This is a genomic window from Streptomyces luteolus, assembly GCF_029968015.1.
In the GTDB taxonomy this organism is placed as follows: Bacteria; Actinomycetota; Actinomycetes; order Streptomycetales; family Streptomycetaceae; genus Streptomyces; species Streptomyces luteolus.
This window is the reverse complement of sequence record NZ_JASCIS010000036.1, coordinates 62,602-83,729: the sequence shown is the minus strand read 5'-3', so window position 1 is coordinate 83,729 and position 21,128 is coordinate 62,602. Positions and strand designations below refer to the sequence as shown.

General features: G+C 70.6%; 15 protein-coding genes. 7 read left to right on the top strand and 8 right to left on the bottom strand.

Annotated elements, in window-relative coordinates:
• Together ileS and QIT00_RS28480 are read right to left on the bottom strand one after the other, a co-directional pair.
• Positions 1–3,183, bottom strand: a 3,183-nt coding sequence (gene ileS / locus QIT00_RS28485; RefSeq protein WP_282538285.1) for an isoleucine--tRNA ligase, incomplete at its 3' end; no start/stop codon positions are given.
• A 386-nt stretch (positions 3,184–3,569) separates the two neighbouring features.
• Positions 3,570–3,761 carry a DUF1059 domain-containing protein gene (locus QIT00_RS28480; RefSeq protein WP_282538284.1) on the bottom strand — a complete coding sequence of 64 codons (192 nt, stop codon included), beginning with the start codon at positions 3,759–3,761 and terminating at the stop codon, positions 3,570–3,572.
• Between the two features lie 316 nt (positions 3,762–4,077).
• Between QIT00_RS28480 and QIT00_RS28475 the strand changes: the two genes are divergently transcribed.
• The 5 genes from QIT00_RS28475 (at position 4,078) to QIT00_RS28455 (ending at position 8,964) form a co-directional block, all read left to right on the top strand.
• Complete coding sequence (locus tag QIT00_RS28475; RefSeq protein WP_282538283.1) at positions 4,078–5,010, top strand: TraR/DksA family transcriptional regulator; 933 nt, start codon at positions 4,078–4,080, stop codon at positions 5,008–5,010.
• A gap of 67 nt (positions 5,011–5,077) precedes the next feature.
• Positions 5,078–5,734 (top strand): signal peptidase II, encoded by a 657-nt coding sequence (lspA, locus tag QIT00_RS28470; protein WP_282538282.1) that lies wholly within the window; start codon positions 5,078–5,080, stop codon positions 5,732–5,734.
• 73 nt (positions 5,735–5,807) lie between these two features.
• Complete coding sequence (locus tag QIT00_RS28465; RefSeq protein ID WP_282538281.1) at positions 5,808–6,749, top strand: RluA family pseudouridine synthase; 942 nt, start codon at positions 5,808–5,810, stop codon at positions 6,747–6,749.
• Positions 6,746–7,216, top strand: a complete 471-nt coding sequence (locus QIT00_RS28460) for a GNAT family N-acetyltransferase (RefSeq protein WP_282538280.1) — start codon at positions 6,746–6,748, stop codon at positions 7,214–7,216. The genes QIT00_RS28465 and QIT00_RS28460 overlap by 4 nt, the downstream gene beginning before the upstream one ends.
• A gap of 161 nt (positions 7,217–7,377) precedes the next feature.
• On the top strand, positions 7,378–8,964 hold the full coding sequence (locus QIT00_RS28455; protein WP_282538279.1) for a Na+/H+ antiporter: 1,587 nt from the start codon (positions 7,378–7,380) through the stop codon (positions 8,962–8,964).
• 131 nt (positions 8,965–9,095) lie between these two features.
• Here the strand turns inward: QIT00_RS28455 and QIT00_RS28450 are convergent, their stop codons facing one another.
• Positions 9,096–10,181 carry a mechanosensitive ion channel family protein gene (locus tag QIT00_RS28450; RefSeq protein ID WP_282538278.1) on the bottom strand — a complete coding sequence of 362 codons (1,086 nt, stop codon included), beginning with the start codon at positions 10,179–10,181 and terminating at the stop codon, positions 9,096–9,098.
• 36 nt (positions 10,182–10,217) lie between these two features.
• On the opposite strand from QIT00_RS28450, the gene QIT00_RS28445 reads away from it, so the two are divergent.
• Entirely contained in the window at positions 10,218–10,787 is a 570-nt protein-coding gene (locus QIT00_RS28445; protein ID WP_282538277.1) for a dienelactone hydrolase family protein, read from the top strand.
• A gap of 15 nt (positions 10,788–10,802) precedes the next feature.
• Here QIT00_RS28445 and QIT00_RS28440 read toward each other — a convergent pair whose 3' ends face one another.
• From QIT00_RS28440 to QIT00_RS28420, 5 genes are all read right to left on the bottom strand, one after another.
• A complete protein-coding gene (locus QIT00_RS28440) occupies positions 10,803–12,428 on the bottom strand; it encodes a serine/threonine-protein kinase (RefSeq protein ID WP_282538276.1) in 1,626 nt (541 codons plus the stop codon).
• A gap of 5 nt (positions 12,429–12,433) precedes the next feature.
• Complete coding sequence (locus QIT00_RS28435) at positions 12,434–14,182, bottom strand: alkaline phosphatase D family protein (RefSeq protein ID WP_282538275.1); 1,749 nt, start codon at positions 14,180–14,182, stop codon at positions 12,434–12,436.
• A gap of 93 nt (positions 14,183–14,275) precedes the next feature.
• Positions 14,276–15,121, bottom strand: a complete 846-nt coding sequence (locus tag QIT00_RS28430; RefSeq protein ID WP_282538274.1) for a DsbA family protein — start codon at positions 15,119–15,121, stop codon at positions 14,276–14,278.
• Between the two features lie 63 nt (positions 15,122–15,184).
• Positions 15,185–15,874, bottom strand: coding sequence for a hypothetical protein (locus QIT00_RS28425; protein WP_282538273.1), 690 nt, complete (start codon positions 15,872–15,874; stop codon positions 15,185–15,187).
• 83 nt (positions 15,875–15,957) lie between these two features.
• Complete coding sequence (locus tag QIT00_RS28420) at positions 15,958–17,283, bottom strand: DUF2252 domain-containing protein (RefSeq protein ID WP_282538272.1); 1,326 nt, start codon at positions 17,281–17,283, stop codon at positions 15,958–15,960.
• Between the two features lie 174 nt (positions 17,284–17,457).
• Here QIT00_RS28420 and dnaE point away from each other — a divergent pair, with 174 nt between their 5' ends.
• Positions 17,458–21,009 (top strand): DNA polymerase III subunit alpha, encoded by a 3,552-nt coding sequence (gene dnaE, locus QIT00_RS28415; RefSeq protein WP_282538271.1) that lies wholly within the window; start codon positions 17,458–17,460, stop codon positions 21,007–21,009.
• Positions 21,010–21,128: the final 119 nt, after the last annotated feature.

Here is a 21,128-nt window from a genome sequence, read left to right as displayed (position 1 = left end):
CGCCTCGGTCTTGCGGAGGCGGAACGTCAGGCCCAGGCCCTCGTCGGTGAAGGGCGCGCCGTACGTCTCGTCGGCCTCGCCCTCGGCGAAGTCCAGGGCGAGGACCTCGTCCGCGATGAGGGCGGAGTGCTCGGTGAGGGCGTCCGTGGTGTCGCCGGACGTGGCCGACCAGCGCACCGCGATCCGGTCCGCGACGTCCAGGCCGCTGTTCTTGCGGGCCTCCTGGATCAGGCGGATCGCGTCACGGGCGAGGCCCGCGCGGCGCAGCTCCTCGGTGAGCTCCAGGTCGAGCGCGACCGTGGCACCGGCCTCGGAGGCGACGGACCAGCCCTCGCGCGGGGTCTCCGTGATGAAGACCTCGTCGGGGGTGAGGGTGACCGTCTCGCCGTCGACCTGCACGGTCGCCGAACCGTCGCGCAGGGCGAGGGAGAGCGCGGCCGCGTCGGCGTCGGCGACGGCCTTGGCCACGGCCTGCACGCCCTTGCCGAACCGCTTGCCCAGGGCGCGGAAGTTGGCCTTGGCCGTGGTGTCGACCAGGGAGCCGCCGACCTCGGCGAGCGAGGCGAGGGACGTGACGTTCAGCTCCTCGGTGATCTGGGCGCGGAGCTCCTCGCCGAGCGCGTCGAAGCCGGTGGCCGCGACCAGGGCGCGGGACAGCGGCTGCCGCGTCTTCACCCCGGACTCGGCGCGGGTGGCACGGCCCAGCTCGACGAGCCGCCGTACGAGCGCCATCTGCTGCGAAAGCACCGGGTCCACAAGGGAGTTGTCGGCCTCCGGCCACGTCGCCAGGTGCACGGACTCCGGGGCGTCCGGAGTCACCGGCACCACCAGGTCCTGCCAGACCCGCTCGGTGATGAACGGCGTGAGCGGGGCCATCAGACGCGTGACCGTCTCGACGACCTCGTGCAGCGTGCGCAGCGCGGCCTTGTCGCCCTGCCAGAAGCGGCGGCGGGAGCGGCGCACGTACCAGTTGGAGAGGTTGTCGACGAAGGCCGACAGGAGCTTGCCGGCGCGCTGGGTGTCGTACGACTCCAGGGCGTCCGTGGACTGGGCGACCAGGGTGTTCAGCTCGCTGAGCAGCCAGCGGTCCAGGAGCGGGCGCTCGGCCGGGGCCGGGTCCGCGGCCGACGGGGCCCACTTCGACGTACGGGCGTACAGCGCCTGGAAGGCGACCGTGTTCCAGTACGTGAGGAGGGTCTTGCGGACGACCTCCTGGATCGTGCCGTGGCCGACGCGGCGGGCCGCCCACGGGGAGCCGCCCGCGGCCATGAACCAGCGCACCGCGTCGGCGCCGTGCTGGTCCATGAGCGGGATGGGCTCCAGGATGTTGCCCAGGTGCTTGGACATCTTGCGGCCGTCCTCGGCGAGGATGTGGCCGAGGCAGACCACGTTCTCGTACGACGACTTGTCGAAGACGAGCGTGCCGACGGCCATCAGCGTGTAGAACCAGCCGCGGGTCTGGTCGATGGCCTCCGAGATGAACTGCGCCGGGTAGCGGCTCTCGAAGAGCTCCTTGTTCTTGTACGGGTAGCCCCACTGCGCGAACGGCATCGAGCCCGAGTCGTACCAGGCGTCGATGACTTCCGGCACACGCGCGGCTGTCTGCGTACAACCGTCGTGAGTGCACGTGAACGTGACGTCGTCGATGAACGGGCGGTGCGGGTCGAGGCCCGACTGGTCCGTGCCCGTCAGCTCGGACAGCTCCGCGCGGGAGCCGACGCAGGTGAGGTGGCCCTCCTCGCAGCGCCAGATCGGCAGCGGGGTGCCCCAGTAGCGGTTGCGGGACAGGGCCCAGTCGATGTTGTTGTTCAGCCAGTCGCCGAAGCGGCCGTGCTTGACCGAGTCCGGGAACCAGTTGGTCTTCTCGTTCTCTTCGAGCAGGCGGTCCTTGACGGCCGTCGTGCGGATGTACCAGGACGGCTGCGCGTAGTAGAGCAGCGCCGTGTGGCAGCGCCAGCAGTGCGGGTAGCTGTGCTCGTACGGGGTGTGGCGGAAGAGCAGGCCGCGCGTGTCGAGGTCGGCGGTCAGCTTTTCGTCGGCCTTCTTGAAGAACTCTCCGCCCACGAGCGGGACTTCGGGCTCGAACGTGCCGTCGGGCAGGACGGGGTTCACGACCGGCAGGCCGTACGCGCGGCAGACCTTGAGGTCGTCCTCACCGAAGGCGGGGGACTGGTGGACCAGACCCGTGCCGTCCTCGGTCGTGACGTACTCGGCGTTGACGACATAGTGCGCCGGAGCCGGGCTGTGCTTGTCGGTTCCCTCGCTGGCGCTCGGGAACTCCACCAGCTCGAACGGGCGTTGGTAGGTCCAGCGCTCCATCTCGGCGCCGGTGAAGGACTCGCCGGTGGTCTCCCAGCCCTCGCCGAGCGCCTTCTCGACGAGCGGCTCGGCGACGACGAGCCGCTCGGTGCCGTCGGTGGCCACCACGTACCGGACGTCGGGGTGCGCGGCGACGGCGGTGTTGGAGACGAGGGTCCAGGGGGTGGTCGTCCACACCAGGAGCGCGGCCTGGCCGGCGAGGGGGCCGCCGGTGAGCGGGAAGCGGACGTAGACCGAGGGGTCGACGACCGTCTCGTACCCCTGCGCCAACTCGTGGTCGGAGAGGCCGGTGCCGCAGCGGGGGCACCAGGGGGCGACGCGGTGGTCCTGGACGAGCAGGTCCTTGTCGAAGATCTGCTTCAGGGACCACCAGACCGACTCGATGTACTCGGGGTTCATCGTGCGGTACGCGTCGTCGAGGTCGACCCAGTAGCCCATGCGGGTCGTGAGGTCGGCGAAGGCGTCGGTGTGCCGGGTCACGGACGCGCGGCACTTGGCGTTGAACTCGGCGATGCCGTACGCCTCGATGTCCTTCTTGCCGTTGAAGCCGAGCTCCTTCTCGACGGCGAGCTCGACGGGCAGCCCGTGGCAGTCCCAGCCGGCCTTGCGCGCGACGTGGTACCCGCGCATGGTGCGGAAGCGCGGGAAGACGTCCTTGAAGACGCGGGCCTCGATGTGGTGGGCGCCGGGCATTCCGTTGGCGGTGGGCGGGCCCTCGTAGAAGACCCACTCGGGGCGGCCCTCGGACTGCTCCAGGGTCTTGGCGAAGATCTTCTGCTCGTCCCAGAACTGGAGCACGGCGTGCTCGAGGGCGGGCAGGTCGACCTGGGCGGGCACCTGGCGGTACTGCGGCTGCGTATTCAACGAGCTTCCTCCGGCGGACACTGTTTCCGTCGGAGGGACGAGAGCCGGCCTGCGCCGTGTGCGGCGCGGGCTCCCGCGGTACCACCCTCCTTGGCCCGCCGGCTCGGGTTGTGCGCCGATGGGCCCCCTCATTGGGGTCGCGGCCGGGTCTACTCACCGCCGCTGCCGATTCGCTCGGCCGCTGCGGCTTTCTTCCGGCGGCTCCGGGGTGATCTTCACGCTCGCGCCGGCCCCCGGGCTCTCACCGTCCCCGGGTCGCTCCTGGCTGCGTACGGGCGCTACTCGTCCCCATCCATGCCTTTTCGCTGTGCCCAGTGTACGGGGCACAGGGGCGGTGGGCCGACCGGAATTCGTACGGGCGGTGGGGCCGTGGCGAGGGCGCCGGGTCAGGCGTGTTCGGGGATGACGTCCTTGAGGGAGTCGCGGACCATCTTCCGCAGGTCGAGGCTGTCGGTGTGACCGTGGACGGACACGGCGTGCTCGCTGGCGGCGCTGACCACTTCTTCTTCCTCGCCGGAGATGGTGAGGGTGCATTTGGTCTCGCTGGGGAAGTCACGGCAGTCGGCTGTCTTGCGCATGGTGCACCTTCCTAGGTTTTGTCTCATTTTATGCCTGAAAGTCCGGTTGAATACGGTCCAGGATGAGGCGGGCGGACGGTGCCGGTGCGGGCGTGGGGCTGACCCGAATGGGGACACGCTCGGTGTCCGGATCCCGGCCCGAAGGTCGTGGCGGATTACCCGGCGAAGAGCTGGGCACAACGGATGCATGCCGGTCCCGACGCACTCGTGGGGCGGCCGAATCGGGCGGCGTGCCCCGTTGCCGCGGGCCTGGAGTCGATTTATCGTCCCAGCACGATTCGCGAGCGAGATCACAAAATGTGAAGGGGCCGCGGCCATGGTGGCGAAACAGACCGCCGTATCGGAGCCGGCATCGGAGCCGTCGGCCGGGTCGGAGCAGACGGAGAAGGCGGCGAGGACGACCGCGAAGAAGACGGCGAAGAAGACCGCGAAGAAGACCGCGAAGAAGACGGCGAAGAAGTCCACGACGGCCAAGGCCGAGAAGAAGACCGCGGCAGCGACGACCGCGGCAGCGAGGACCGCGAAGAAGGTCGAAGCGGGCACGGCTGCCGAGTCGGGGACGGCGAAGCAGAGGGCAGCGAAAAGGGCCACCACAAAGAAGGCGGCGGCCAAGAAAACGGCCACTAAGAAGGCCGCGACGAGGAAGCCCGAAGCTGAGCAGAAGACCGGGAAGAGCACGGCGAAGAAGGGCGCGACCAAGAAGGCCGCCGCCGGGGAGCAGGCGGTCGAGGAGGCGGCGCACGCCGCGAAGCAGACGGGAGCCAAGTCGGTGGCTGCGAAGAAGACCAGGGCGACGCCGGCACAGCGGTCGGCCCCTTCCGTACCGAAGGCGCGCGTGGTGGCGGCCGAGCCGGGCGAACTCGCCGTACGGCCCGGCGAGGACCCGTGGACCGGCGAGGAGGTGGCCGAGGCGCGCACCATGCTGGCCGAGGCGGCGGGCCGGCTGCGGACCGAGATCGTCGCGTCCGAGGAGTCGCTGCAGGGCCTGATGCGGGACTCCGGGGACGGGGCCGGTGACGACCAGGCGGACACCGGGACGAAGAACATCACGCGCGAGCACGAGCTGGCCCTGGCGGCGAACGCGCGGGAGATGCTGGAGCAGACCGAGCGGGCCCTGGAGCGGCTCGACGCGGGGACGTACGGGCTGTGCGAGAACTGCGGGCAGCCCATCGGGAAGGCGCGGATGCAGGCCTTCCCGCGCGCGACCCTGTGCGTGGAGTGCAAGCAGAAGCAGGAACGGCGCTCCTGACACGCGGTCGCCGCAAGGGTGTGCCGTACCCTCGTCCTCAGTCGGAATCTAGGGTTGAGGGACTCACGTGGCAGAGGCGGAGCGCATCATCGGTACGCCGGACAGCGAGGACGCCGGGGCGGGTGCGGAGCCGGAGCGCACGGACGGCACGGACGGCACGGACGGCACCCCGTCCCCGGAGGGCCGCGACCAGGAGCCGGGCGACCGTGAGTCGGCCGTCGAGCCGGAGCAGCCCAAGGGGCGCCGGAAGATCGCGATGCTGTTCGCCGTCGCCGCCGTGGCGTACGCCCTCGACCTGATCAGCAAGTTGATCGTGGTGGCCGAGCTGGAGCACCACGAGCCGATCGAGCTGATCGGCGACTGGCTGAAGCTGCAGGCCATCCGGAACGCGGGTGCCGCCTTCGGGATCGGTGAGGCCTTCACCGTGATCTTCACGATTATCGCGGCCACCGTGATCGTCGTGATCGCCCGCCTCGCCCGCAAGCTCTACAGCGTGCCGTGGGCGATCGCGCTCGGCCTGCTGCTCGGCGGTGCGCTCGGCAACCTCACCGACCGGATCTTCCGGGCGCCGGGGGTCTTCGAGGGCGCGGTGGTCGACTTCATCGCGCCGAAGGGGTTCGCGGTGTTCAACCTCGCCGACTCGGCGATCGTGTGCGGCGGCATCCTGATCGTGATCCTCTCCTTCCGCGGCCTCGACCCGGACGGCACCGTCCACAAGGACTGAGCTCCCCGGTGCCCCGGGCCCCGCGCAAGGGCTCTCGTACGGGGCTGTCGTACCGGTCCGGCATACTCGACGGGTGAGCACGATTCCCGAGATCCGCACCCTGCCCGTGCCCGACGGCCTGGAGGGCGAGCGCGTAGACGCCGCCATCTCCCGCATGTTCGGCTTTTCCCGTACGAAGGCCGCCGAGCTGGCCGCAGCCGGAAAGGTGCAGGTCGACGGCAGCGTCGTCGGCAAGTCCGAGCGTGTGCACGGCGGGGCCTGGCTCGAGGTGGAGATGCCGCAGGCGGCGCCGCCCGTGCAGATCGTCGCGGAGCCCGTCGAAGGCATGGAGATCGTGCACGACGACGAGGACATCGTCGTGATCATGAAGCCGGTCGGGGTCGCTGCGCACCCCAGCCCCGGCTGGACCGGCACCACCGTGATCGGTGGCCTGGCCGCCGCCGGGTACCGGATCTCGACCTCCGGCGCCGCCGAGCGCCAGGGCATCGTGCACCGGCTCGACGTCGGTACGTCGGGCCTGATGGCCGTGGCCAAGTCGGAGCGTGCGTACACCTCGCTGAAGCGGCAGTTCAAGGAGCGCGTGCCGGACAAGCGCTACCACGCGCTCGTGCAGGGCCACCCCGACCCGATGAGCGGCACCATCGACGCCCCCATCGGCCGGCACCCGAACCACGACTACAAGTGGGCGGTGACCGCCGAGGGCAAGCCCTCGGTGACGCACTACGACCTGGTCGAGGCGTTCCGCGCGGCCTCGCTGCTCGACATCAAGCTGGAGACCGGGCGCACGCACCAGATCCGCGTGCACATGTCGGCCCACCGGCACCCCTGCGTCGGCGACCTGACGTACGGCGCGGACCCGACGCTCGCCAAGCGGCTCGGGATCACCCGGCAGTGGCTGCACGCGGTGCGGCTCGGCTTCGAGCACCCCGGGGACGGCCGCTGGGTCGAGTTCGAGAGCGGCTACCCGGAGGACCTGCAGACGGCCCTCGACCGGGTCCGGGCGGAGAGCGCGTGACCACGCGGTCGTACGCGGTCCGGGTCGCCGAGTCCGCGGCCGACCGTGCGGCCTGTCTGACGGTGCGCCACGAGGTCTTCGTACGCGAGCAGGGCGTACCGGTGAACCTGGAGTACGACGCGCACGACAAGGTCGCCGTGCATGTGCTGGCCATCGGGGACGACGGGGCGGCGCTCGGCACCGCGCGGCTGCTGCACGGCGCGGCGGCCGCGGAGAGGACCGGCGTCGACCCGGCCGTCGGCTCGCTCGGCCGGGTCGCCGTCACGTCGGCCGCGCGCGGGCTCGGCGTGGGGGCAGCGCTGGTGCGGGGCATCGAGGAGACGGCCGCTTCGCTCGGCCTGGCGGAGGTCGACCTGCACGCGCAGACGCGTGCGCTCGCCTTCTACGAACGGCTCGGATACGCGGCGTACGGCGGGGAGTTCCTGGACGCGGGGATCGTGCACCGGGCGATGCGGCGGAAGCTGTAGGGCGGTCCCGGGGGGCGTGGTGCCCTGAGCAGCGGGGACATGACCGGTTTTCCGGATATGCGTGGCAGGCTTGAGGGCGCGTTCCCGATCTTCGGGGGCGCGCCCGCGTGCCGTCCCGAGGGTGCGGGGGCCGATCGCGCACCTCTGTGGAGGCCCCCGAAGTGGACCAGTTGGCCCTGCTGTTCGTCCTGCTCCTCGGGGCCGTTCTGAGTGTTCCGCTCGGTGAGCGGCTCGGGGTGCCCGCGCCGGTCCTCATGACGGTCGCCGGGATCGTGCTCGCGCTGCTGCCGTTCGTGCCGAACGTCGAGATTCCACCCGAGTTCATTCTTCCGCTGGTCCTGCCGCCGCTGCTCTACGCCTCCGTGCAGCGCACCTCCTGGCGCCAGTTCACCGCCAACCTCCGGCCGATCCTGCTGCTCGCGGTCGCGCTGGTCTTCGTCACCACGGCCGCCGTCGCGGTGGTCGCCCACGCCGTCGTGCCGGGGCTTCCGCTCGCCGCGGCCGTCGCGCTGGGGGCGCTCGTGGCGCCGCCCGACCCGGTCGCCGCCACCGCGGTCGCCGGTCAACTCGGGCTGCCCAGACGCCTGGTGTCGATCCTGGAGGGCGAGGGCCTCTTCAACGACGTGACCGCGATCGTGCTGTACCACGTGGCGATCGCCGCGGCCGTCAGCGGCTCCTTCTCGCTGCCGGAGGCCGCGCTCGACTTCCTGCTCTCCGCGGTCGTCGCGCTCGCCGTCGGCCTCGCCATCGGCTGGGCCGCCAACAAGCTGATGGGCTTCCTCGGCGACGCCACGCTCCAGGTCGGCCTGACCCTCCTCGTCCCGTTCGTCGCGTATGTGCTCGCCGAGGAGCTGAAGGGCTCCGGCGTGCTCGCGGTCCTGGTCACCGCGCTGTTCCTGGCGGAGTACGCGGTCGACGCCGACGATGTGATGGGACGGATCGCGGGGCGGACGTTCTGGGAGGTCGTCGACACCCTCGTCACCGGGATCGCCTTCGGCCTGATCGGCCTCGAACTGCACAACGCCATCAGGACCGCGTCCGGCCGCTGGGGCGAACTCCTCGGCTGGGCCGCGGCCGTCACGGCGGTCGTCGTCTTCGTACGCCTCCTCTGGCTGCTGCCCGCGACCTGGATCGCCAAGCGGCTGCACCACAAGCGGGACTACGACGAGGAGATTCCGGTCAGTTGGCGCGAGACCGTCGTCATGTGGTGGTCGGGGATGCGGGGGGTGGCGTCCGTGGCGCTCGCGCTCGCCATCCCGCTCACGACGGACGACGGGGCGGCCTTCCCCGTACGCGAAGAGATCATCTTCATCGCGTTCGGCGTCATCATGGCGACCCTCGTCCTGCAGGGGCTCACGCTGCCCTGGCTCGTACGGAGACTCGGGGTCGAAGCGGATGCCGAGGCCGAGGAGGCCTTCGAGAAGGAGCTCGCGGTCCGCGCGGCGAAGGCGGCGAAGCGGCGGCTCAAGGAGATCCAGGAGGTCGAGGCGCTGCCGGACGAGTTCGCCGAGCAACTGGCCCGCCGCGCCTACGACATCGGCGCCAGGATCAGCCCCGACATGGTCGACGACGACCGCAGGGCCGCGTACGTCAAGCGCACCGAGTGGGTGAAGCGGGTGCGGCGGATCCAGGGGGAGATGATGAGCGCGGCGCGGCACGAGGTGCTGGCCGCGCGGAACGAGCCCGGGTCCGATCCGGAGATCGTGGACCGGGTCCTGCGGCACCTGGACGTACGCAGCCTGCGCTGAGAACGGTCGCTGTCGTCCGGGGCTCGGTTCCAGGGCTGCCGCCCCGGACCCCGCTTCGGCCTGCGGCCTCGTCCTCAAGCGCCGGACGGGCTGGATTACCCCCCGAAACGTCTGATCGGCCGGCTCGCCCCTTACCCCCGGCCCGTCCGCGGCGCCGGTTCGTCGACGTGCTTCGCCGGTGGCGGTGGCAGGGGTGCCGAGGTCGTCGCGATGTGGGGCAGGGCGTACGGGTGGTGTTCGGTGAGCCAGCGGATCATCTGCTCGCGGACCGTGACCCGTATCGTCCAGATGTCGTCCGCGTCCTTCGCCGTGACCAGGGCGCGGACCTGCATCGTGGACGGCGTCGTGTCCGTGACCGCGATGCCCCAGTCGCGGCCGTCCCAGGCCGGGCACTCGCGCACGATGTCGTGCAGCTTCTCCCGCATCTCCGGCACCGGCGCCCGGTGGTCGAGGTGGAAGAAGACCGTGCCGGTCATCTGGGAGCCGCCGCGCGACCAGTTCTCGAACGGCTTCGACGTGAAGTACGAGACGGGCATGGTGATCCGGCGCTCGTCCCAGGTGCGGACGGTCAGGAACGTGAGGGTGATCTCGTCGATCGTGCCCCACTCGCCGTCCACGACCACGGTGTCGCCGAGCCGCACCATGTCGCCGAACGCGATCTGCAGACCGGCGAAGAGGTTGCCGAGCGTGGACTGGGCGGCGATTCCCGCGACGATGCCGAGCACCCCGGCCGAGGCGAGCAGCGAGGCGCCCGCCGTGCGCATCGCGGGGAAGGTCAGCAGCATCACCGCGACCGCGACCACGGCGACCACGGCCGTCACCACGCGCTGGATCAGCGTGACTTGTGTACGGACCCGACGCACCCGGGCCGGATCGCGGTGCGCGGCCGCGTACCGCGCGTACGAGGCGTCGACGATCGCCACCGCGATCCGCACCACCAGCCAGGCGGACGACGCGATCAGGGCAAGCGCGAGAAGGTGCGCGATCCCGGCCCGGTGGTCGTGGAGCAGCCCCGACTGGTCGTGCGAGGCGCCCAACAGGGCGGTGGCGAGGACGAGTTGGAGGGGCAGGCGGCAGCGGCGGAGCAGGCCCCAGAGCGGCGTCTCGGGGTGGCGGGCGTCGATGCGTCGCAGCAGGCGGTCGACCAGCCAGCCCACGATCAGCGTGAGGACGACCGTGCCACCGAGGACGATCAGCGGACGCAGTACGTTCTCCATGCGCCCGAGGGTAACGGCGCCTGGCACGATGGCCGCATGAACATCATGCTTTTCCACTCGGCGCAGGGCCTGCGCCCGGCCGTGCACGCGGCGGCCGACCGGCTGCGCGCCGCCGGGCACGAGGTGCACGTGCCCGACCTCTACGACGGGCGGACCGCCGACACCGTCGAGGAGGGAATGAAGATCAAGGAGGAGATCGGCTCGGACGAGCTGCTCCGCCGCGCCGTCGTCGCCTCCGCGCCGTACTCGGAGCGCGGCCTCGTGTACGCCGGGTTCTCGCTCGGCGGCTCCCTCGCGCAGAACCTCGCGCTCGCCGACGAGAAGGCCCGCGGGCTGCTTCTGCTGCACGGCACGTCGGACATCGCGGACGAGGCGTCGGTGGACGACCTGCCGGTGCAGCTGCACGTCGCCGACCCGGACCCGTTCGAGCCGCACGACTGGCTGAACGCGTGGTACCTGCGGATGCGGCGGGCCGGGGCGGACGTCGAGGTCTTCCGGTACGCGGGCGCGGGGCACCTCTACACGGACCCGGACCTGCCGGACTTCGACGCGGAGGCGGCCGAGCAGACGTGGCGGGTGGCGCTCGGGTTCATCGAGTCCCTGTAGCTGTCACGGTCACGGTCACGGGCGCGTGCAGCGGCCCGTCGGGTTCGCGGACGGTGGGCGGCACTGCAGCGGGAAGTCCGCGCGGTCGTGGCTCAGGTACCGGCCGACGCAGGTGTTCGGGCTGTTCCGGCCGAGGGTCGCGCAGTGGTTGAGCGCGGCCCGGCCGTCGGCGAACGGGCCCGGCGCGTAGATCACCCAGTAACCCGGCTTGAGGGACGCGTAGTTGTCGCTGCGGACGTAGCGGGCCCCGGGCACGGTCTTGCGGATGTTCGCCAGGCGCTTGTCGCGGGCCGCCGTACCTGTGGATACCGGCTCCGAGAAGAGCTGGGCGACCCAGCTGCCGGCGGCCGGAGGCTGCTGCGTCCGGCTGGGCTTGCGTGTCGGCGCCGGTTCCTTGCCGCGGTCCGGACCGGCCCCGCGGCCGGGGGACTTGGAGGGGCCGGGGCCTGCGGACTGGGAGGGGCCGGATCCGGAGGTACGGGTGGGCTTCGGGCCTCCGCCGCCCTCGGTCCGTTCACCGCCACCGCCACCGCCACCGCCACCGCCGCCGCGCAGCGCGAACAGCGCACCGGCGCCGACGACCAGCGCGACGGCCACCGCGATCACCGTCACGATCACGGGCGTACGGGAGCGGCCCGAGGGCTGTTGCCGCCGGGTGGGCGCCTGCGCAGGCACGGGGGCATACGGACCCGGCCCGGGATGACCGGGCGCCGCCGGGCGCGGGCTGTCCAGGGCCGTGGGCGGCGGGGGAGGCGTCGGCGCGTACGAGGTCCGGGTCGGCTGTGCCGACCAGAGCGGCGGCTCGCCGGACTCGGCCCGCGCCAGCATCGCGTCCAGCCGGACGGCGTCGGGCCGCGCCGCCGGGTCCCGTACGAGCAGGGCGGACAGGACCGGCGCCAGCGGGCCCGAGCGGACCGGCGGCGGCACGGGCTCGTCAAGGACCGCGGCCAGGGTGGCGAGCGTGGTGGCCCGGCGCATCGGACTCACGCCCTCCACCGCGACGTACAGGACGAGGCCGAGGGACCAGAGGTCGGAGGCGGGGTCGTCGTCGGTGCCGCGGATGCGTTCCGGGGCGATGTACTCGGGGGAGCCGATCAGGTCGCCCGTGGCGGTCAGGGCTGAGGTGCCCTGGAGGGCGGCGATGCCGAAGTCCGTGAGCACCGCACTGCCGTCCGCCCGCAGCATCACGTTGGCGGGCTTCACGTCCCGGTGCTGGATGCCGGCGGCGTGCGCGGCGCGCAGCGCGGAGAGGACCTGGCGGCCTAGGCGGGCGGCCTCCCGCGGACCCAACGGGCCCTGGGCGAGCCGGTCCTGGAGGGTGTGGCCGGGCAGCAGCTCCATGACGAGCCACGGGTGGCCGTCCGCCGCCGCGTCCACGATGTGGTGGATCGTCACCACGTGCGGATGGCTGAGCCGGGCGAGCGCGCGGGCCTCGCGCAGCACCCGCTCGCGCAGCACCCGGTCCGCGTCCGGGGACAGGGCCGGGTCGGGGGAGCGGACCTCCTTCAGGGCCACCTCGCGGTGCAGCGCCGTGTCGCGCGCCCGCCACACCGTGCCCATGCCTCCGCTGCCGAGCCGCTCGATCAGCTCGAAGCGCCCGTCGACCACTCTGCTGCGGGCCGCGTCCCCGTCCCCGTTCATGCGGGTCAGCGTACGGGCTGCTGCGCCCGCTCCACCCGCTGTGTGCCCGAAAGTGTGCGGTACGAGCGGAGCCAGGACGAGGTGGCCCGCGGGTCGGCCTTGTCGGACAGCGCGTAGTAGTCCATCTGCGAGCGCTCCGCGGTGACGTCCAGGACGCCGTAGCCGTGCGAGTCCATGTCGAGCCACTTCACGTGCCGGTTGGCGGCCTTGACCGCGCCGGCCGCGACGAGGGACACGGTCTGCGGGGCGACCTTCAGGATGTCGTCCAGGTTGTCCGAGGTCACCGAGGTGACGACGAACTCGGTGGCGGCGCTCTGCGGCAGCGGGTACGTGGCGGCCTTCACCGGCACGTCGTTGGCCCAGGCCATATGGATGTCACCGGTGAGGAAGACGGTGTCGCGGATGCCCCGGTCCGTGAGGTGGGCGAGCAGCTCCCTGCGGTCGTCGGTGTAGCCGTCCCACTGGTCGACGTTGACCGCGAGCCCCTCCTTCGGCAGCCCGAGCAACTCAGCGACCGGGCCGAGGAGATGGGCCGGTACGGAGCCGAAGGCCACCGGCGAGATCATCACCGAGGTGCCGACCAGCTTCCACCGCGCCTGCGAGGCGGCGAGCCCCTGCTTGAGCCAGTCGAGCTGGGCGCGGCCGGTGAGGGTGCGCTCGGGGTCGTCCACGTCGCCGTTGCCGACCGTCGTCTGCTGGGAGCGGAAGGAGCGCAGGTCGAGCAGGTGCAGATCGGCCAGCTTGCCGTAGCGGACGCGGCGGTAGACGGTGCCCTCGGTGGCGGGTCGGACCGGCATCCACTCGAAGTAGGCCTGCTTGGCGGCGGCTTGGCGTGCCGACCAGTCGCCCTCGGCGCCCGGCGTGTGGTTCTCGGCGCCGCCCGACCAGGTGTCGTTGGCGATCTCGTGGTCGTCCCAGATCGCGATGACGGGGTGGCGGGCGTGCAGCGCCTGGAGGTCGGGGTCGGTCTTGTAGGTGCCGTGCCGGGTGCGGTAGTCGGCGAGCGAGAGGATCTCGTGCTTCGGCTCGTGCTGCCGCAGCACGTCATCGTCGACGGGGTAGCCGCCGGAGGCGTACTCGTAGAGGTAGTCGCCGAGGTGGAGGACCGCGTCCAGGTCGGGGCGGTCGGCGAGATGGCGGTACGCGGAGAACCAGCCGGCCTCCCAGTTGGCGCAGGAGACCACGCCGAAGCGGACGTGGGGAGCCGTGGCCTCGTGCGCGGGGGTGGTGCGGGTGCGGCCGATGGGGGAGACGGCGGGGGAGCCGGTGGGGGAGCCGATGGGGGAGTCCTCGGAGGAGGCCGCACTGCCCGCGCTGAAGCGGAAGTAATAGTCGGTCGCCGGGCGCAGACCCCTTACGTCGGCCTTCACCGTGTGGTCGGACGCCGCGCGCGCGGTGACGGACCCGCTCCCCGCGATCCGGCTGAAGTCCCGGTCCTCGGATATCTCCCAACGCACCGCCGTGTCGGGCCCGTTGCCCGAGCCGGGCAGGGCCTGCGGGGTGGGCGTCACGCGGGTCCAGAGCAGGACCCCGTCGGGCAGCGGATCGCCGGACGCGACGCCGTGCAGGAAGGCGGGGCCGTTCTCGGCGGCGTGCGCGAGCGGGGCGGCCGCGAGGGGGACGACGACCGCGGTGGCGGCAGCCGCCTTGACGACCGTGCGGCGCTTGGGAGTTGAGGCCGAAGGGCCGGTGGTCTGGCCGGTGGTCTGGCCGGTGGTCCGGCTGCTGGTCTGGCGGGGGAGTCTACTGGTCACGAACGGTCAGATTACTGACCGGTATGAGCAAAGAGCGGACGAACTCCGAAAGTTCGCCCGCTCTTTCCCCGCTCGTTCAGAAGGTCCGGAGACTCAGCCCTTCAGCGCCGCGTCGATCGTCTTCGTGAACTGCTCGGCCGTCATCGGCGTCCCCTTCTGGCCGTCGGGGAACTTCGCCTCCAGCTTCTTGCCGTCCATCTTCAGCGTCGGCGTGCCCTGCACACCGCTCTTCTGGAACGTCTCCGACATCTCCAGGGCCCACCGGTCGTAGGTGCCGTCCTCGACCGCCTTCTCGAACTTCGCGTTGCCCTTCAGCTCCGGGACGTCGTTCGCGATCTCGATCAGCGCCGAGTCGTCCTTGAACTTGTCGTCCGACTCCTCCGGGTGGTGCTCGGCGGAGTAGAGCGCCGACTTGAACTGGAGGAAGGCCTCGGGGCTGACGTTCAGGGCGGCGCCGAGCGCGCTCAGGGCGTTCTTCGAGCCCTCGCCGCGGTTGCCGATCTTCCCCTCGTCGAGGCTGTCGCCGTCGAGGAACGAAGCACCGACGAACTTGACCTTGTACTTGCCGTCCTCGACGTCCTTCTCGATCGTTTTGCCCACGCCCTGCTCGAACGTGGCGCAGATCGGGCAGCGCGGGTCCTCGTACAGCTCCAGGGTCTTCTTCGCGCTGTCCTCGCCGATCACGACCGTAGTGCCGTTCTTGCCCGAGGTGTTGGCGGGCGCGACGACCTTCGCCGTCTTGGCGGCCTCCCACGCCGAGGGCTTGCTCGCCTGCATCACGGCCCAGCCGACGCCGCCGGCCACGGCCAGGACGCCGACGATGCTCACGCCGACGATCACCTGCCGGCGGACCTTGTCCTTCTTGGCCTGCCGCTCCCGCTCGGCCCGCAGCCGCTCGCGGGCCGCCGTCTTCGCCGCCTGGCTGTTGCGCTTGCTCATGATCTTCTCCGTACGTGACGTGGTGTGGGGTGGTCCAGCTGGTGTGGGTGCTGGTGCTCGTGCTCAGGCGAGAACAGGGGCCTGGCACGGCGGTCCACGCCGGTTCACGGAGTGCGCGACGAGCCACGCGCGCGGGATACGGATCTGATGCGCCCACGTACGGGCCCGCCGCACCGGTTCGATGCGTACGGCGACGGTGGCCACCGCGACCAGCAGTGGCCGGAAGGCGAGCGACGCGGCCGCGCGCAGGAGCTGCGCCAGGGCGCTCTCGCCGCGCCGCAGCCAGGCCGCGGCGACGAGCCCCACGCCGACGTGCGCGGCGAGCAGCAGCCAGGCCGCGGCCGGATCGGGGGAGGCGAGCAGTCCGGCGGCCTGGTGCTGTCCGCCGCCCGCGGCCCGCGCCAGGGTGGCGCCCACCCCGTCACCGGCACACAGGACGTCGAACCCGAAGGAGCGCAGCGGACCGGCGACCGGGCCGCCCGCCGCGCCGTAACAGACATGCTGGCCGGCCGTGAACACCGTGTCCGCGGCCAGCTCCAGGGGCACCAGAAGGGCGGCGATCCGCCAGAACCCGCGCTCGCGACCGGCGAGCAGATAGGCGAGCGCGAAGACGACCGCGCTCACCCCGACGACCGTGGTCAGCGGCAGCGGCACCCCGGACAGCAGCACGTGCGAGGCGGCGGACAGCGTCACGACGACCGCCGTGAAGAGCGCTGCCCGCGCCGCGCGAAGCTGCGACCCGGATATGTCCATGGCGCGAAAGTCTGCCATGCCTCGGCGTAAGCCCCCCTTCAAGGTTTCCTGTGAAAGCCCCGGGCGAAAGCCTTGGCCGACGGCTAGAGGCCCGGGATCCGGCCGTTGCGGAACAGGTCCACGAAGATCTGGTGGTCCCGGCGGGCCCGCGCCCCGTACCCGTGCGCGAACTCCACGAGGAGGTCGCCGAAGCCGTTCTCGTCGCCCGCGATGGCCGCGTCGATCGCCCGCTCCGTGGAGAACGGCACCAGCTCGGAGTGCCCGCTCTCGTCGTCCGCCGCCGCGTGCATCGTGGCCGTGGCCCGCCCCAGGTCGGCGATCACGGCGGCGATCTCGTCCGCTTCGTCGATGTCCGACCAGTCCAGGTCCACCGCGTACGGCGACACCTCGGCGACCAGCTGGCCCGAGCCGTCCAGCTCCGTCCAGCCCAGCCACGGGTCGGCGTGGGCCTGGAGGGCGCGCTGCGAGATCACCGTGCGGTGGCCCTCGTGCCGGAAGTACTCACGGACCGCCGGGTCCGTGAGGTGCCGCGAGACCGCCGGGGTCTGCGCCTGCTTGAGATAGATCACGACGTCGTTCTCCAGGGCGTCGGAATTGCCCTCCAGAAGGATGTTGTACGACGGCAGCCCCGCCGAGCCGATGCCGATCCCGCGCCGCCCCACCACGTCCTTCACGCGGTACGAGTCGGGGCGGGACAGGGACGACTCGGGCAGCGTCTCCAGGTACCCGTCGAAGGCGGCCAGGACCTTGTACCGCGTGGCGGCGTCCAGCTCGACGGCGCCGCCGCCCGCCGAGAACCGGCGCTCGAAGTCCCGGATCTCCGTCATCGAGTCGAGCAGCCCGAACCGGGTCAGCGAGCGGGCCGAGCGCAGTGCGCCGAGCAGCGGCCCCTCGGCCGTGTCCAGGGTGAAGGGCGGCACCTCGTCATCCTTCGCGCCCGTCGCGAGCGCGTGGATCCGCTCGCGGTAGGCGCTCGCGTACGTCCGCACCAGGCCGGTGATCTGCTCGTCGGAGAGCGCCTTGGAGTACCCGATCAGCGCGACGGAGGCGGCGAACCGCTTCAGGTCCCAGGTGAAGGGGCCGACGTACGCCTCGTCGAAGTCGTTGACGTTGAAGATCAGGCGGCCCTGGGAGTCCATGTACGTGCCGAAGTTCTCGGCGTGCAGATCGCCGTGGATCCACACCTTGCCGGTGCGCTCGTCCAGGTACGAGCCGTCCGGTATGTGCTCCAGGTCGTGGTAGAAGAGGCACGCCGTGCCGCGGTAGAAGGCGAAGGCACTGGCCGCCATCTTGCGGAACTTCACGCGGAAGGCGGCCGGATCCGCGGCGAGGAGCTCGCCGAACGCGGTGTCGAAGACGGCGAGGATCTGCTCGCCTCGCTGCTCGGCGCTGAGCTCGGGGACCGACATCGCTGGGTGCCTCCTGGTGCATGACATTTGGGACAGGTGTTCCGCCCCTTCCAACGCACGAAGCTACTCGTGAGTGCCCGCGGGTTGTCAGTCCCCGGACGTAGACTTCAGCGCTGTCCCCCCTGGGAGCGTCTTCCCGCCCGTCGCCGTGAGTTCCACCGGAGGTCTTCCACCGTGACCGCCTCGTCCAGGCCGCCCTTCACGCACCTGCACGTCCACACCCAGTACTCGCTGCTCGACGGCGCGGCGCGGCTGAAGGACATGTTCAACGCCTGCAACGAGATGGGCATGACCCATGTCGCCATGACGGACCACGGCAACCTCCACGGTGCGTACGACTTCTTCCACTCCGCGAAGAAGGCCGGGGTCACCCCGATCATCGGCATCGAGGCGTACGTCGCGCCCCAGTCCCGGCAGTACAAGCGGAAGATCCAGTGGGGCCAGCCGCACCAGAAGCGGGACGACGTCTCGGGTTCGGGCGGTTACACCCACAAGACGATCTGGGCGTCGAACAGCACGGGCCTGCACAACCTCTTCAAGCTCTCCTCGGACGCGTACGCCGAGGGCTGGCTGCAGAAGTGGCCCCGCATGGACAAGGAGACCATCGCCCAGTGGTCGGAGGGCCTGATCGCCTCCACCGGCTGCCCCTCCGGCGAGCTCCAGACCCGGCTGCGCCTCGGCCAGTTCGACGAAGCGCTCAAGGCGGCCTCCGAGTACCAGGACATCTTCGGCAAGGACCGGTACTTCCTGGAGCTGATGGACCACGGCATCGAGATCGAGCGCCGGGTGCGTGACGGCCTCCTGGAGATCGGCAAGAAGCTCGGCATCCCGCCGCTCGTGACCAACGACTCGCACTACACGTACTCCCACGAGTCGACGGCCCACGACGCCCTGCTCTGCATCCAGACCGGCAAGAACCTCTCCGACCCGGACCGCTTCCGCTTCGACGGCACGGGCTACTACCTGAAGACGACCGACGAGATGTACGCGATCGACTCGTCGGACGCCTGGCAGGAGGGCTGCCGCAACACGCTCCTGGTGGCCGAGCAGATCGACACCACGGGCATGTTCGAGAAGCGCGACCTGATGCCGAAGTTCGACATCCCGGACGGCTTCACGGAGGTCACCTGGTTCCAGGAGGAGGTCCGCCGCGGCATGGAGCGCCGCTATCCGGGCGGCGTCCCCGAGGACCGCCAGAAGCAGGCCGAGTACGAGATGGACACCATCATCTCGATGGGCTTCCCGGGATACTTCCTGGTCGTCGCCGACTTCATCATGTGGGCGAAGAACCAGGGCATCGCGGTGGGCCCGGGCCGAGGCTCCGCGGCCGGCTCGATCGTGGCGTACGCGATGGGCATCACCGACCTCGACCCGATCACGCACGGCCTGATCTTCGAGCGGTTCCTCAACCCCGAGCGCATCTCCATGCCCGATGTCGACATCGACTTCGACGAGCGCAGGCGCGTCGAGGTGATCAGGTACGTGACGGAGAAGTACGGCTCCGACAAGGTCGCCATGATCGGCACGTACGGAAAGATCAAGGCGAAGAACGCCATCAAGGACTCCGCGCGCGTGCTCGGTTATCCGTACGCGATGGGCGACCGCCTCACCAAGGCCATGCCCGCCGACGTCCTCGGCAAGGGCATCGACCTCTCCGGCATCACCGACCCCAAGCACCCGCGCTACAGCGAGGCGGGCGAGATCCGGGGGATGTACGAGAACGAGCCGGACGTCAAGAAGGTCATCGACACCGCGAAGGGTGTGGAGGGCCTGGTCCGGCAGATGGGTGTGCACGCGGCCGGCGTGATCATGTCCAGCGAGCCGATCGTCGACCACGCCCCGCTCTGGACGCGGCACACCGACGGCGTGACGATCACGCAGTGGGACTACCCGCAGTGCGAGTCGCTCGGCCTGCTCAAGATGGACTTCCTGGGCCTGCGCAACCTCACCATCATGGACGACGCCGTCAAGATGGTGCGGGCCGACAAGGGCGTCGACCTGGAGATGCTCAACCTCCCGCTCGACGACCCGAAGACCTTCGAACTCCTCTGCCGCGGTGACACCCTCGGCGTCTTCCAGTTCGACGGCGGCCCGATGCGTTCGCTGCTCCGCCAGATGCAGCCCGACAACTTCGAGGACATTTCCGCCGTCTCGGCCCTGTACCGGCCGGGCCCGATGGGCATGAACTCGCACATCAACTACGCGGAGCGGAAGAACGGCCGCCAGGAGATCACCCCGATCCACCCGGAGCTCGAAGAGCCCCTGAAGGAGACCCTGGGTCTCACCTACGGCCTGATCGTGTACCAGGAGCAGGTGCAGAAGGCCGCCCAGATCATCGCCGGATACTCGCTCGGCGAGGCCGACGTGCTCCGCCGCGTGATGGGCAAGAAGAAGCCCGAGGAGCTGGAGAAGAACTTCGTCCTCTTCCAGGCCGGCGCCCGCAAGAAGGGCTTCTCCGACGCAGCCATCCAGGCGCTGTGGGACGTCCTGGTCCCCTTCGCCGGATACGCGTTCAACAAGGCGCATTCCTCCGCGTACGGCCTGGTCACCTACTGGACGGCGTACCTCAAGGCGAACCACCCCGCCGAGTACATGGCGGCGCTGCTCACCTCGGTCAAGGACGACAAGGACAAGTCGGCCGTCTACCTCAACGAGTGCCGCCGCATGGGCATCAAGGTGCTCCCGCCGAACGTCAACGAGTCGGTGCACAACTTCGCGGCCCAGGGGGACGACGTGATCCTCTTCGGCCTTGAGGCGGTCCGCAACGTCGGCACCAACGTCGTCGAGTCGATCATCCGCTCCCGCAAGGCCAAGGGGAAGTTCAGCTCCTTCCCCGACTACCTCGACAAGGTCGAGGCCACCGCCTGCAACAAGCGCACCACCGAATCGCTCATCAAGGCGGGCGCGTTCGACACCATGCACCACACCCGCAAGGGCCTCACCGCGCAGTACGAACCGATGATCGACAACGTCGTCGCGGTCAAGCGCAAGGAAGCGGAGGGTCAGTTCGACCTCTTCGGCGGGATGGGCGACGAAGCGGGCGGCGACGAGCCGGGCTTCGGGCTCGACGTGGAGTTCTCCGAGGACGAGTGGGACAAGACGTATCTCCTCGCGCAGGAACGGGAGATGCTCGGTCTGTACGTCTCCGACCACCCGCTGTTCGGCCTGGAGCACGTGCTTTCCGACAAGGCGGACGCGGGCATCGGGCAGCTCACTGGCGGGGACTACTCGGACGGCTCGATCGTCACCATCGGCGGCATCATCTCGGGCCTCCAGCGCAAGATGACCAAGCAGGGCAACGCGTGGGCGATCGCCACCGTCGAGGACCTCGCGGGCTCCATCGAGTGCATGTTCTTCCCGGCGACATACCAGCTGGTGTCGACCCAACTCGTCGAGGACGCCGTGGTGTTCGTCAAGGGACGGCTCGACAAGCGGGAGGACGTGCCGCGCCTGGTCGCCATGGAGATGCAGGTCCCGGACCTCTCCCACGCGGGCACCAACGCCCCCGTCCTCATCACCATCCCGACGGTCAAGGTCACCCCGCCGATGGTCAGCCGCCTCGGCGAGGTGCTCAGCCACCACAAGGGCAACTCCGAGGTGCGCATCAAGCTCGTCGGCGCCCGCAAGACCACCGTGCTCCGCCTCGACAAGCACCGCGTGCAGCCCGATCCGGCGCTCTTCGGCGACCTCAAGGTGCTGCTCGGCCCGCAGTGCCTGGCCGGATAGCCATGCGCGTCAGTGACGCGTAATTGCCGGTCACACGGCGGGAATTGATACGTACGCGAAGGGCGCGCCCTGAAAAGGACGCGCCCTTCGTCGCCAGTGTCAGGTGGCGTACCGCCCGG

What these genes read in the sequence shown, in the direction of transcription:
- QIT00_RS28480 (WP_282538284.1), bottom strand. Translation starts at nt 3,761, where the DNA reads ATGCGCAAGACAGCCGACTGCCGTGACTTCCCCAGCGAGACCAAATGC.
- QIT00_RS28475 (WP_282538283.1), top strand. Translation starts at nt 4,078, where the DNA reads ATGGTGGCGAAACAGACCGCCGTATCGGAGCCGGCATCGGAGCCGTCG.
- QIT00_RS28450 (WP_282538278.1), bottom strand. Translation starts at nt 10,181, where the DNA reads ATGGAGAACGTACTGCGTCCGCTGATCGTCCTCGGTGGCACGGTCGTC.
- QIT00_RS28445 (WP_282538277.1), top strand. Translation starts at nt 10,218, where the DNA reads ATGAACATCATGCTTTTCCACTCGGCGCAGGGCCTGCGCCCGGCCGTG.
- QIT00_RS28440 (WP_282538276.1), bottom strand. Translation starts at nt 12,428, where the DNA reads ATGAACGGGGACGGGGACGCGGCCCGCAGCAGAGTGGTCGACGGGCGC.
- QIT00_RS28430 (WP_282538274.1), bottom strand. Translation starts at nt 15,121, where the DNA reads ATGAGCAAGCGCAACAGCCAGGCGGCGAAGACGGCGGCCCGCGAGCGG.
- QIT00_RS28425 (WP_282538273.1), bottom strand. Translation starts at nt 15,874, where the DNA reads ATGGACATATCCGGGTCGCAGCTTCGCGCGGCGCGGGCAGCGCTCTTC.
- QIT00_RS28420 (WP_282538272.1), bottom strand. Translation starts at nt 17,283, where the DNA reads ATGTCGGTCCCCGAGCTCAGCGCCGAGCAGCGAGGCGAGCAGATCCTC.